This is a genomic window from Paractinoplanes brasiliensis, from assembly GCF_004362215.1.
Classification (GTDB): Bacteria; Actinomycetota; Actinomycetes; order Mycobacteriales; family Micromonosporaceae; genus Actinoplanes; species Actinoplanes brasiliensis.
The window spans coordinates 1-13582 of sequence record NZ_SNWR01000002.1 but is presented as its reverse complement, the minus strand read 5'-3'; the positions used below and the strand labels follow the sequence as shown (position 1 = coordinate 13582).

At 64.4% G+C, this 13582-nt stretch carries 6 protein-coding genes and 3 rRNA genes; 3 read left to right on the top strand and 6 right to left on the bottom strand.

Annotation, left to right across the window (positions count from 1 at the left end; all coding sequences use genetic code 11):
• Window positions 1-2 precede the first annotated feature (2 nt).
• Together C8E87_RS32060 and C8E87_RS32055 are read left to right on the top strand one after the other, a co-directional pair.
• Window positions 3-914 carry a type II secretion system F family protein gene (locus tag C8E87_RS32060; RefSeq protein ID WP_133877209.1) on the top strand — a complete coding sequence of 304 codons (912 nt, stop codon included), beginning with the start codon at window positions 3-5 and terminating at the stop codon, window positions 912-914.
• A gap of 186 nt (window positions 915-1100) precedes the next feature.
• The gene (locus C8E87_RS32055) at window positions 1101-2759 is read left to right on the top strand and encodes a GAF domain-containing sensor histidine kinase (protein ID WP_239080725.1); all 1659 of its coding nucleotides are present in this window, start codon (window positions 1101-1103) and stop codon (window positions 2757-2759) included.
• 45 nt (window positions 2760-2804) lie between these two features.
• On the opposite strand, the gene rrf is transcribed toward C8E87_RS32055, so the two are convergent.
• From rrf to C8E87_RS45880, 6 genes are all read right to left on the bottom strand, one after another.
• Window positions 2805-2921: ribosomal RNA gene (gene rrf / locus C8E87_RS32050) — 5S ribosomal RNA — on the bottom strand.
• Window positions 2922-3030: 109 nt separating this feature from the next.
• Window positions 3031-6154 (bottom strand): 23S ribosomal RNA (locus tag C8E87_RS32045).
• A gap of 422 nt (window positions 6155-6576) precedes the next feature.
• Window positions 6577-8097, bottom strand: a 16S ribosomal RNA gene (locus tag C8E87_RS32040).
• The 16S, 23S and 5S rRNA genes sit together here, the layout of an rRNA operon.
• Before the next feature lie 929 nt (window positions 8098-9026).
• Window positions 9027-9935, bottom strand: coding sequence for an IS982 family transposase (locus C8E87_RS32035; RefSeq protein ID WP_133876609.1), 909 nt, complete (start codon window positions 9933-9935; stop codon window positions 9027-9029).
• Between the two features lie 159 nt (window positions 9936-10094).
• On the bottom strand, window positions 10095-11003 hold the full coding sequence (locus tag C8E87_RS32030) for an IS982 family transposase (RefSeq protein ID WP_133876609.1): 909 nt from the start codon (window positions 11001-11003) through the stop codon (window positions 10095-10097).
• Window positions 11004-11384: 381 nt separating this feature from the next.
• On the bottom strand, window positions 11385-11693 hold the full coding sequence (locus tag C8E87_RS45880) for a hypothetical protein (protein WP_239080517.1): 309 nt from the start codon (window positions 11691-11693) through the stop codon (window positions 11385-11387).
• Between C8E87_RS45880 and C8E87_RS32025 the strand changes: the two genes are divergently transcribed.
• Window positions 11592-13109 carry an amidohydrolase gene (locus C8E87_RS32025; RefSeq protein ID WP_239080516.1) on the top strand — a complete coding sequence of 506 codons (1518 nt, stop codon included), beginning with the start codon at window positions 11592-11594 and terminating at the stop codon, window positions 13107-13109. The genes C8E87_RS45880 and C8E87_RS32025 overlap by 102 nt on opposite strands.
• The last annotated feature ends 473 nt before the right edge of the window (window positions 13110-13582 follow it).

Sequence of the window (13582 nt, the reverse complement as noted above, 5' to 3'; positions counted from 1 at the left end):
CGGTGAGCGGGCCCGCCCTCGTCGCGCTGGCCGTGCTGGGATCGGTGCTGGCGGTCGCTCTCGCCGCGGCGGCGGTGGCCGCGCCACCCAGCCGGCGCCGACGCATGCTGCGGATCCTGCGCTCCTACGACCGCAGCCGGAACGCGGCACGCGCGGTGGCCGCGCCGTTCGGCGGTCGTCTGCGCCCGCAGGTGGTGTGGGCGCTGCAACGGCTGGGCGACCTGGTCACCCCTTCCCCCGTACAGGTCCGGTTGCTCCGCCACCTCGACTTCGCGGGCAACCCGGCGGCGTGGCCGCTCGACCGGGTGATCCGGGGACGCATCGTCGGCGGCCTCGTGCTGGGCCTGGTCTTCTACGTCATCGCCCACGGCATCGCGCTGCGGTACGGGCTGCCCGGGGCGGTACTCGGCGTGCTCCTGGGGCTGCACATCCCCGACCTGCTGGTCTACAACGCGGGCGTGAAAAGGCAGCGGGCGATCACGCTCTCGCTGCCCGACATGCTCGACGCCCTGGTGATCGGCGTCGAGTCCGGCCTGGGCCTGGACGCGGCGATGGCTCAGGTGGCGCACCTGCTGCGGGGGCCCATGCCGGACGAGATCAACCGGGTGCTGCAGGAGATGCGGCTGGGGGTGTCCCGCTCGAACGCTTTGCGGGCGTTGGCGCGGCGCACCACCGTACGGGATCTCAAGACGCTGGTGACGGCTCTGGTGCAGGCGGGCGAGCTGGGGATCGCGGTGGCGGGAATCCTGCGCGAGCACGCCGCCGACCAGCGCACGCGACGTCGTCAGCGGGCCGAGGAGCAGGCTCAGAAGGTTACGGTGAAATTGCTGTTCCCGGTGCTGTTCTGCCTCTTCCCGGTCATCTTCATCGTCGTTCTCGGCCCGGCCCTGATCAGAATCTCGGGCAGCCTCTGAGCGATCTCGCCCGCTTCCCTCGCCTCCACCCGGCTGGCCTCCACCCGGCTGCCCTCCGCGGCTTCCCCCGCCTCCACCCGGCTCCCCTCCACGCGGCTCCCCTCTACGCGGCTGCCCTCTACGCGGCTGCCCTCCGCGCGCTAAGGAACGGACATATCCGGTCGATAAGTAAAGGTGTCATCTGTCGTGATCGGCTCCGAGGCCGACGAAGCGGCCAGGCTCGCCGCGCTGCACGAATACTGCCTGCTCGACGCGCCCGCCGATGAGGAGCTGACCACCGTCGTACGGGTGGCTGCCCTGATCGCCGGGGTGCCCACCGCCACCCTCAACCTGATCGACGAGACACGGCAGTGCCAGCTCACCACACACGGCTTCGAGGGCGGCGACTCCGCCCGCTCCGACTCGATGTGCGCCATCCAGTTCCGCAAGGGCCGTTTCGTGCATGTGCCGGACGCCTCGGAGCATCCCCTCTACCGCGACAACCCGTGGGTCAACGGCCGCATCGCCGACGTCCGCTTCTACGCGTCCGCGCCGCTGATCACCCCTGACGGGTATGCGCTGGGCACCCTCTGCGTCTTCCACGAACAGGTCAAGGAGCTGACCGACGAGCAGTGCGCCCGGCTGACCGATTTGGCCGACGTCCTGGTGGCCCTGTTCGAACGACGCCGGCAGGCCCGCCTGAAGGAACGGCTCGCCGTCGAGGCCGAGCACCGGAAACGGTTCATCACCACCGTCCTGGAGACGATCGACGTCGGGGTGGTCGTCTGCGATCACACCGGTCACGTGACGCTGCTCAACCGGGCGGCCCGCGAATGGCACGACTCGGACGCGGACGTGTCGCTGGACCCGTCCGTGCTGCCCGACCGCTACGGCCTGTTCGACGCAGAGGGTGGCAACCGGCTGACGCCCGACCAGATCCCCCTGTTACGGGCCTTGCGCGAGGGCCGAATCGAGAACCAGGAGATGACCGTACGGGTTCCGAACCGTCCGCCGATCAAGCTGAGCTGCTCGGGCAGCCACCTCGTGGACGACGCCGGCCGGGTGTTGGGCGCGGTGGTCGCGTTGAACGACGTGACCGCCGACCGCGCGTACCGCGAGAAACTCGAACGGGCCGGGGCCGAGATCAGGGCCCGCGGTGAGAAGCTGGCCGCGGCCATGGTGGAGCTGCGCCGCTCGAACGAGGAGCTCGAACAGTTCGCCGGGGCGGTCAGTCACGACCTCGTACGCCCGATGGCCGCCGCGCACGGTTTCCTCCACCTGCTGATCGGCGAGTACACCGGCGAACTCGACGACCGGGCCTCGAAGTGGCTGACCGGCGCGCTCCGTTCGGTCGAGCGCATGCAGAAGCTGGTCGACGCCCTGCTCCGGTACGCGAGGGCCGGCCAGACGCCGTACCAGGCCGAGGCTGTGCCCTTGGGCGAAGTCGTGCTGGACGTGCTGGCGGACCTGCGCACGGCCACCGAGAGCAGCGGCGCCCAGATCTCGGCTACCGACGACCTCCCCACGGTTCAGGGTGATCCTGTGTTGCTGCGGCAGCTCTTCCAGAACCTGATCGACAACGCGATGAAGTATCGGCACCCGGACCGGCCGTGCCGCATCACCGTGAGCGCCTTGGCTTCTCCCGATCAGTGGATCGTGCGGGTGGCCGACAACGGGATCGGCATTCCACCCGAGCAGCGGCGGCGCGTGTTCGAGATGTTCGCTCAGGTCGACCCGAAACAACAGAAGGGGTTCGGGATCGGGCTGGCCACCTGCTCGCGCATTCTGGAACGTCATCAGGGCACGATCTCGCTCGAGGAGACGCCGGGTGGCGGCACGACGGTTCTGCTGCGACTGCCCAAATGACAGTAGGCCCACCCCGTTCGGGGTGGGCCTACTGTTTCACGTTGAGTCCGGCGGCGTCCTACTCTCCCACACCCTCCCGAGTGCAGTACCATCGGCGCTGGAGGGCTTAGCTTCCGGGTTCGGAATGAGACCGGGCGTTTCCCCTCCGCTATGACCACCGAAACAGCTGTCAGCATCGCGAAGTCAACCAGCGAACCCCCGGCCTTCACGCCTGGGGTACGGGCTGTTCGTTTGCTGTGAATCACACAGTGGACGCGCTCATATGTTTAGGGTGGTTAAGCCCTCGGCCTATTAGTACCGGTCAACTGAACCAGTTACCTGGCTTACATCTCCGGCCTATCAACCCAATAGTCTCTTGGGAGCCTTACCCACTCAAGGTGGTGGGATACCTCATCTCGAAGCGAGCTTCCCGCTTAGATGCTTTCAGCGGTTATCCCTTCCGAACGTAGCCAACCAGCCGTGCCCCTGGCGGGACAACTGGCACACCAGAGGTTCGTCCGTCCCGGTCCTCTCGTACTAGGGACAGCCCTTCTCAAGTATCCAACGCGCACGGCGGATAGGGACCGAACTGTCTCACGACGTTCTAAACCCAGCTCGCGTACCGCTTTAATGGGCGAACAGCCCAACCCTTGGGACCTGCTACAGCCCCAGGATGCGACGAGCCGACATCGAGGTGCCAAACCATCCCGTCGATATGGACTCTTGGGGAAGATCAGCCTGTTATCCCCGGGGTACCTTTTATCCGTTGAGCGACACCGCTTCCACACGCAAGTGCCGGATCACTAGTCCCGACTTTCGTCCCTGCTCGACCCGTCAGTCTCACAGTCAAGCTCCCTTGTGCACTTACACTCAACACCTGATTGCCAACCAGGCTGAGGGAACCTTTGGGCGCCTCCGTTACCCTTTAGGAGGCAACCGCCCCAGTTAAACTACCCACCAGACACTGTCCCTCGACCCGATCAGGGCCGCAAGTTAGATACCCAAACCCAACAGAGTGGTATTTCAAGATTGCCTCCACCCGAACTGGCGTCCGAGCTTCACCGGCTCCCACCTATCCTACACAATTAAATTCGGATACCAATGTCAAGCTATAGTAAAGGTCCCGGGGTCTTTCCGTCCTGCCGCGCGTAACGAGCATCTTTACTCGTACTGCAATTTCGCCGGGCCTGTGGTTGAGACAGTGGGGAAGTCGTTACGCCATTCGTGCAGGTCGGAACTTACCCGACAAGGAATTTCGCTACCTTAGGATGGTTATAGTTACCACCGCCGTTTACTGGCGCTTAAGTTCTCCGCCTCGCCCTCACAGGCTAACAGGTCCCCTTAACGTTCCAGCACCGGGCAGGCGTCAGTCCATATACATCGTCTTACGACTTGGCATGGACCTGTGTTTTTAGTAAACAGTCGCTTCCCCCTGCTCTCTGCGGCCATACCACGCTCCACCAGCAAGTGGCTTCACGCGTCCGGCCCCCCTTCTCCCTAAGTTACGGGGGCAATTTGCCGAGTTCCTTAACCACAGTTCACCCGTCGCCTTAGTATTCTCTACCTGACCACCTGTGTCGGTTTAGGGTACGGGCCGCTCAGAACATCGCTAGAGGCTTTTCTCGGCAGCATAGGATCACTGACTTCACCTGAAACGGCTCGGCATCACGTCTCACCCTCAATGGACTACGGATTTGCCTATAGTCCGGGCTACACGCTTACCCCAGGACAACCACCGCCTGGGACCAGCTACCTTCCTGCGTCACCCCATCACTAAACTACTACCACCCGAGATCCCGGACTCCACTCTCGCCGGCCGAAACCATTGAAAGCTTTGCGCGGTTAGTACAAGCAGGTTCGTCTTGGGCGTTCTTTTGCGGGTACGGGAATATCAACCCGTTATCCATCGACTACGCCTCTCGGCCTCGCCTTAGGCCCCGACTCACCCAGGGCGGATTAGCCTGGCCCTGGAACCCTTGGTCATCCGGCGGAAGAGGTTCTCACTCTTCATTCGCTACTCATGCCTGCATTCTCACTCGTGCAACCTCCACGGCTGGGTCACCCCGCCGCTTCCCTGGTAGCACGACGCTCCCCTACCCACCCACACCACTGCACAACAAGACAAGTCCTGTTGCGGATGAATGTGTGAGTGCCACAGCTTCGGCGGTGTGCTTGAGCCCCGCTACATTGTCGGCGCGGAACCACTTGACCAGTGAGCTATTACGCACTCTTTAAAGGATGGCTGCTTCTAAGCCAACCTCCTGGTTGTCTAAGCGACCCCACATCCTTTTCCACTTAGCACACGCTTAGGGGCCTTAGCTGGTGATCTGGGCTGTTTCCCTCTCGACTACGAAGCTTATCCCCCGCAGTCTCACTGCCGCGCTCTCACTTACCGGCATTCGGAGTTTAGCTGATTTCGGTAAGCTTGTAGGCCCCCTAGACCATCCAGTGCTCTACCTCCGGCAAGAAACACACGACGCTGCACCTAAATGCATTTCGGGGAGAACCAGCTATCACGGAGTTTGATTGGCCTTTCACCCCTAACCACAGGTCATCCCCCAACTTTTCAACGTTGGTGGGTTCGGTCCTCCACGCAGTCTTACCCACGCTTCAACCTGCCCATGGCTAGATCACCCCGCTTCGGGTCTAGAACACGCGACTGTAACGCCCTCTTCAGACTCGCTTTCGCTACGGCTACCCCACACAGGTTAACCTCGCCACGTGCCACTAACTCGCAGGCTCATTCTTCAAAAGGCACGCCATCACCCCGCCGCATTGCTGCAGCTAAGGCTCTGACGGATTGTAGGCGAACGGTTTCAGGTACTATTTCACTCCCCTCCCGGGGTACTTTTCACCATTCCCTCACGGTACTCGTCCGCTATCGGTCACCAGGAAGTATTCAGCCTTACCAGGTGGTCCTGGCAGATTCACAGCAGATTCTAGGAGTCCGCTGCTACTCGGGTGCTCTTCAACAGAGGTCATGAATTTTCGCCTACCGGGCTCTCACCGTCTACGGCCAGCTTTCCCACACTGTTCGACTAACCCACAACTTTGTAACTCCGCCGGCGCGTGTCAGCACGCCAAAGAAAAGTCCCACAACCCCGGATACGTAACCCCTGACAAGTATCACACGTATCTGGTTTAGGCTCGATCCGCTTTCGCTCGCCACTACTCACGGAATCACTGTTGTTTTCTCTTCCTACCGGTACTGAGATGTTTCACTTCCCGGCGTTCCCCTCACATACCCTATGTATTCAGGCATGGATGACACGACATGACTCGTGCCAGGTTTCCCCATTCGGACACCCTGGGATCACAGCTAGGTTGACAGCTCCCCCAGGCCTATCGCGGCCTCCCACGTCCTTCATCGGCTCCTGGTGCCAAGGCATCCACCGTTCGCCCTTGACAACTTAACCACAGAAAACAAGATGCTCGCGTCCACTGTGCAATTCTCAACCAACGACCAACCCACAACCTCACAGACCCCACCAGCCCAACAATGTTGGCGGTATGAAATCCAGGTCATGCCTGGTGCTGAAAAACAACCAAACCCCGTCTCCAGGGTCCCCGCGGCTTTCGCAGCACGGGCGCCGGACCATGCCGGCTTCGGGTTGTTCTTTCAGATACCCAACAGGGTGCTCTCTCGTGTCGCCTTCCCCAGCCGCATTCTTCCGTCCGCTTTCCTTGCCCGCCGGTACCGAAGCACCGAGCCGGCTGTACTCGCTGGAAGAACCGTTGCCGGTTCGGACTGGCCAGTGTCTCCGCCTATGAGCACCCCGCCACCACGTTCGGGTGGCGTGGGCTACTGGACCGCTTTCACGGTCGAGTTGCTCCTTAGAAAGGAGGTGATCCAGCCGCACCTTCCGGTACGGCTACCTTGTTACGACTTCGTCCCAATCGCCAGCCCCACCTTCGACGGCTCCCTCCCACAAGGGGTTAGGCCACCGGCTTCGGGTGTTGCCGACTTTCGTGACGTGACGGGCGGTGTGTACAAGGCCCGGGAACGTATTCACCGCAGCGTTGCTGATCTGCGATTACTAGCGACTCCGACTTCACGGGGTCGAGTTGCAGACCCCGATCCGAACTGAGACCGGCTTTTTGGGATTCGCTCCACCTCACGGCATCGCAACCCTTTGTACCGGCCATTGTAGCATGCGTGAAGCCCTGGACATAAGGGGCATGATGACTTGACGTCATCCCCACCTTCCTCCGAGTTGACCCCGGCAGTCTTCGATGAGTCCCCGCCATAACGCGCTGGCAACATCGAACGAGGGTTGCGCTCGTTGCGGGACTTAACCCAACATCTCACGACACGAGCTGACGACAGCCATGCACCACCTGTCACCGGCCCCGAAGGACCCCGCATCTCTGCGAGTTTTCCGGCGATGTCAAACCCAGGTAAGGTTCTTCGCGTTGCATCGAATTAATCCGCATGCTCCGCCGCTTGTGCGGGCCCCCGTCAATTCCTTTGAGTTTTAGCCTTGCGGCCGTACTCCCCAGGCGGGGCGCTTAATGCGTTAGCTGCGGCACAGAGAACCGGAGAGGTCCCCCACACCTAGCGCCCAACGTTTACAGCGTGGACTACCAGGGTATCTAATCCTGTTCGCTCCCCACGCTTTCGCTCCTCAGCGTCAGTATCGGCCCAGAGACCCGCCTTCGCCACCGGTGTTCCTCCTGATATCTGCGCATTTCACCGCTACACCAGGAATTCCAGTCTCCCCTACCGAACTCGAGCCTGCCCGTATCGACCGCAGGCTTGGGGTTGAGCCCCAAGTTTTCACGGTCGACGCGACAAGCCGCCTACGAGCTCTTTACGCCCAATAAATCCGGACAACGCTCGCGCCCTACGTCTTACCGCGGCTGCTGGCACGTAGTTGGCCGGCGCTTCTTCTGCAGGTACCGTCACTTGCGCTTCGTCCCTGCTGAAAGAGGTTTACAACCCGAAGGCCGTCATCCCTCACGCGGCGTCGCTGCATCAGGCTTCCGCCCATTGTGCAATATTCCCCACTGCTGCCTCCCGTAGGAGTCTGGGCCGTGTCTCAGTCCCAGTGTGGCCGGTCGCCCTCTCAGGCCGGCTACCCGTCGTCGCCTTGGTAGGCCATCACCCCACCAACAAGCTGATAGGCCGCGAGCCCATCCCAGACCGAAAAAACTTTCCACACACACAACATGCGTCAGTGTGTCGTATCCGGTATTAGCCCCCGTTTCCGAGGGTTATCCCAAAGTCCAGGGCAGGTTACTCACGTGTTACTCACCCGTTCGCCGCTCGAGTACCCCCGAAAGGGCCTTTCCGCTCGACTTGCATGTGTTAAGCACGCCGCCAGCGTTCGTCCTGAGCCAGGATCAAACTCTCCAACAAAAACTTGGAAAACCGTCCCGGCAACATGTAATGCTGCCAAAGGAATCCACAACCAAACTTCCCGAAAGAAGCCGGCCGGGGTATAACTAATTGGCACTGGCTTATCAAGCACCCTGTTGAGTTCTCAAAGAACAACCACACCCGGCCAACCGCACCGGGGCACTCGCAAAACTTTACCCGCTGCTTTCCGTTCCGCCAAATCCGGGTCAGACCCGAATTCGCCGTGCCCGAATCGCTTTGGGCACCACCATTCAACAGAATCCCCGGAGCCCCGTGAACGGGCACACCGATCAACCCTGCTGGGTTCAGTGGTTTCCTCCAGGACGGCCGCGCCGGACCTCCGAAGAGTCCCGCTCGCTCGCCCGTCTCCCTGGCGGCTCGGAAAACAATACCCGGTCTTCCCCCAGCCGCCAAATCGGCCCCCCATGGTGTGCATCACCCCAGCTGAAGCCACAGGTGACAGGCGCACACCAACCAGCCTACGTCCGGCAGGAGAACCCACTCCCCTGCGCGATGGCGTCACCGCCCTGCCAACCCACCGGCCGGAGCCTCGACGACACCCAGGCGTCCCATCCGCCGCACGATGAACCGCTCCTACCGGGCCACCCACCCGGGGTTAACCGCTTCTAGCTGGCCCACCCACCCGGGGGTTGACCACTCCCAGCCGGCCCACCCACCCGGGGCTGACCACTCCCAGCCGGCCCACCTAGGTGTCAACGGCTCCTAGCCGCCCACCCACCCGGGGGTTGACCACTCCTGACCGGCCCACCCACCCGGGGTTAACCACCTCTAGCCGCCCGGCCACCCCAGCGGTACGGCACCTACCACCAAAGCCGCCCACCCAGGGGTCTGGTGGAGCTATCCGGCCCACCCGCCCGGGGTAGCGGCAGCCTAGATCGTTGACCGGAAATTGTGTGCTGGTGGCGGGGTCAGTGGTCGTAGGCGATTAGTGAGCGTTTGACCGGTGCGTCGATGGTCCAGTTGTGCCAGATCACGGCGTTGAGGGCGAGGAGGCGTTGCAGGACGCGGGTCCAGAGTCCGGCGGGGACACGCGCGTTGTGGTGTTCGAGGCCGAGCTGGTTTTTCAGGGTCCAGATGATCGCTTCGATGCGTTGGCGCAGCCAGTTCGGGAACGGGCGCGGGGTTTTCTCGTCCCGGCGGGCCGGGCGTACCAGGGTCAGGTCCAGGTCGTCGAGGAATTCTTCGACGTCGGCGCCGGAGAGGCCCTTGTCGGTGACGATGATGCTGCCGGGTTCGGGCCGGTTGATCGGCTGGCGGGTCAGGGTCTGGCGGGTCTGTTCGCGTTCGCCGGCCAGTTTCGGGTTCGCCAGGCTGAACCCGGTGACCGTGCCGTCCGGGGTGGTGATCAGCAACAGTTTCGTGCCCCAGTACCAGCGGGAGTGCGCTGATTCGTAGCCGTAGCCGGCGTAGCCGAACAGATCCGAGCGTTGCGCGGTGGTCTTGGACTGCCCGCACCCGATCGGTGTGGCGTCCATCAGGCGCAGCGGTTCGGCGCTGCCCGGTGTCCGCCCGGCGAGCCAGCGCAGGGCTGCTTCGAACAGGTCGGCTGCGTTCTTGAGGCGTTCGTTGTATTCGCTTTGGCTCAACAGGCGGGGGAACAAATGCCCGACCCTGCCCGGCGCGGCACGTAGCCAGTGGTGTTCGTCGTTGTAGCGCAGCAGAACCTGCGCCACCGCCAGGCAGCACAGTTCCGCGTCGGTGACCAGCGGTGGCCTGCCAGGTCCCCGCCGGGCCCGGCGGGGGCGTGAGGCCGGGATGATCCGGTCGTCGAGTTCCACGTACAGTGCGATCAGAAGAGTGTCCAGGTCGGCGTCCAACACGGCTTCCTTGTGAGGTTCGACGTTCGGGTAAGCAACGCCGATCATGGACACTCTTCGTCTTTACGTCACGAACCCGGCCGTGCGTGTCTCCACCAGCACCGAATTTCCGGTCAACGATCTAGATCGTTGACCGGAAATTGTGTGCTGGTGGCGGGGTCAGTGGTCGTAGGCGATTAGTGAGCGTTTGACCGGTGCGTCGATGGTCCAGTTGTGCCAGATCACGGCGTTGAGGGCGAGGAGGCGTTGCAGGACGCGGGTCCAGAGTCCGGCGGGGACACGCGCGTTGTGGTGTTCGAGGCCGAGCTGGTTTTTCAGGGTCCAGATGATCGCTTCGATGCGTTGGCGCAGCCAGTTCGGGAACGGGCGCGGGGTTTTCTCGTCCCGGCGGGCCGGGCGTACCAGGGTCAGGTCCAGGTCGTCGAGGAATTCTTCGACGTCGGCGCCGGAGAGGCCCTTGTCGGTGACGATGATGCTGCCGGGTTCGGGCCGGTTGATCGGCTGGCGGGTCAGGGTCTGGCGGGTCTGTTCGCGTTCGCCGGCCAGTTTCGGGTTCGCCAGGCTGAACCCGGTGACCGTGCCGTCCGGGGTGGTGATCAGCAACAGTTTCGTGCCCCAGTACCAGCGGGAGTGCGCTGATTCGTAGCCGTAGCCGGCGTAGCCGAACAGATCCGAGCGTTGCGCGGTGGTCTTGGACTGCCCGCACCCGATCGGTGTGGCGTCCATCAGGCGCAGCGGTTCGGCGCTGCCCGGTGTCCGCCCGGCGAGCCAGCGCAGGGCTGCTTCGAACAGGTCGGCTGCGTTCTTGAGGCGTTCGTTGTATTCGCTTTGGCTCAACAGGCGGGGGAACAAATGCCCGACCCTGCCCGGCGCGGCACGTAGCCAGTGGTGTTCGTCGTTGTAGCGCAGCAGAACCTGCGCCACCGCCAGGCAGCACAGTTCCGCGTCGGTGACCAGCGGTGGCCTGCCAGGTCCCCGCCGGGCCCGGCGGGGGCGTGAGGCCGGGATGATCCGGTCGTCGAGTTCCACGTACAGTGCGATCAGAAGAGTGTCCAGGTCGGCGTCCAACACGGCTTCCTTGTGAGGTTCGACGTTCGGGTAAGCAACGCCGATCATGGACACTCTTCGTCTTTACGTCACGAACCCGGCCGTGCGTGTCTCCACCAGCACCGAATTTCCGGTCAACGATCTAGGGCATCGCGGGATTGGTTGGGGGTTGTCCACAGGCCCGGCGAATGGGTCGGCGGCGTTGTCCACAGGTTCCGCACGAGAGGCTCCGAAGGTGTGGGATGTAGGGGCCTCGCGCCAAGGCGGCGCGTGGTGTTGGGGTGGACGGAGCTGCTCATGACTCATGCTGACCTGGTCTTTGCTGGGGGGAACGTCTTTGTGGGCGGGCTCGGCCGACCGAGCTCGAACCCGCCGCCCGACGAATCAGGCCGGCCCGGCCGTTCAGACGGGCAGGGCGGGAGCGGGCAGGGCAGGAGCGGGCAGGGCAGGAGCGGGCAGGGCAGGAGCGGGCAGGGCAGGAGCGGGCAGGGCAGGAGCGAGCAGGGCAGGAGCGAGCTTCTCGGCGCCTCCGGGCGGACGGGCCGGGGCAGCGATGGCGGAGACCAGGGTGCCTCGTGGCTGGCGGTCAAGGATGGGCGGGTTCTGGCCGTGGGCGGCGCCGAGCTGCGGGAGTTGGTCGGGCCGCGGACTGAGGTTGTCGACCTGGGTGGGCGTCTGCTCGTCCCGGGGTTTCAGGATGCCCACGTCCACGCGGTGATGGGCGGGGTTGAGCTGGGGCAGTGCGATCTCACTGGCACCACCGACCGGGATGAGTACCTGCGGCGGGTTCGCAAGTATGCGGAGGCTCACCCGCGGGCCGAGTGGATTCTCGGGGGCGGGTGGTCGATGGAGAGCTTCGAGCACGGGATTCCGGATCGGCGGCTGCTCGATTCCGTCGTGGCGGATCGGCCCGTGTTTCTGCTCAACCGTGATCACCACGCCGCCTGGGTGAACACGGTGGCTCTCGAGCGGGCCGGCATCACCGCTGACACGCCCGACCCGGTCAGTGGGCGGATCGACCGGGAGAGCGACGGCACCCCGGTCGGCGCGTTGCAGGAAGGCGCCATGGAACTGGTCGACGTGCCGGACGCCACGGCCGCGGAGAAGTACGAGGGGCTGATGCGGGCTCAGCGTCTGCTGCTTTCGCTGGGCATCACGGGCTGGCAGGACGCCATGCTCGCAGCCGCGAACGGATACGCGGACGTCTCGGAGGCGTACGCGCAAGCCGCGCGGGACGAGACGCTGATCGCGACGGTCGTCGGAGCCCTGTGGTGGGACCGGGATCTCGGTGTGGAGCAGGTCGCCGAACTGGTCCGGCGCCGGCGGGAGCTGACGGTCGGGCGGCTGCGCTGCGACACGGTGAAGCTGATGCTGGACGGCATCGCGGAGAACTTCACGGCGGCCATGACCGAGCCGTACCGGGATGCCTGCGGACATGCCACGTCGAACCGGGGCATGTCCTTCATCGATCCGGAGGCGCTGCCCCGGTATGTGACCGAGCTCGACCGGCTGGGCTTCCAGGCACACTTTCACGCGTTGGGCGATCGCGCCGTACGGGATGCGCTCAACGCGATCGAGGCGGCACGGAACGCCAACGGGCCGAGCGACACCCGCCCCCACCTGGCGCACCTGCAGGTGGTGCATCCGGACGACGTGCCGCGGTTCGCGCAGCTGGGGGCCACGGCGAACATGCAGCCGTACTGGGCTGCGCACGAACCGCAGATGGACGAGCTCACGATCCCGTTCCTCGATCCGGCCGCGGTGGCGCGGCAGTATCCGTTCGGGGACCTGTATCGCAGCGGGGCACGGCTGGCCGGGGGCAGCGACTGGCCGGTGAGCACCCCGGACCCGCTGCGGGGCATTCACGTGGCGGTCAACCGGGTGCTGCCGGAGGGGGAGCGGGAGCCGTTCCTGCCCGGCCAACGGCTTGATCTGGCGACCGCCTTGACGGCGTACACGGCGGGTTCGGCGTACGTGAACCGGCGGGACGACTCGGGGACCTTGCGACCGGGGTTCCGGGCGGACCTGGTCGTGCTCGATCGCGACCTGTTCTCGCGGCCGGCTGAGGAGATCGGAGAGGCGAGAGTCGAACTGACGTACGTGGACGGCCGGCGCGTCCACGGCTGACGGCGACGCGTTGGGCGGTGACGACGCGGGCCTGAGCCGGCTACGACGGGAACCGGCGAACCGCCCACGGCCAAGGCCCCCAGTCGCCCCGCGGGAACGGCAACCCGACCACTACGGCACCGTTGGCGCAGCTGGAGCTCGCCACGGGGACGGCGGGTCGACCACTTGCGGGGCCGCAGACACGGCCACAGCCAAGTCTGCCGCGCCTATGCGGGAACCGTAGACCGACCACGGCGGGGCCACGGACACAGCCACAGCAGAGCCAACACCGCGGCCGGGGTTGACCCGCGGGGCCACGGACACGGCCGGGGTTGACCCGCGAGGGCCGCGGAGTCGGCCGGGGTTCGGCCGCGAGGCCGCGGAGACCGCTGGGGTTCGGCCGCGAGGCCACGGAGACCGCTGGGGTTCGGCCGCGAGGCCACGGAGACCGCTGGGGTTCGGCCGCGAGGCCACGGAGACCGCTGGGGTTCGGC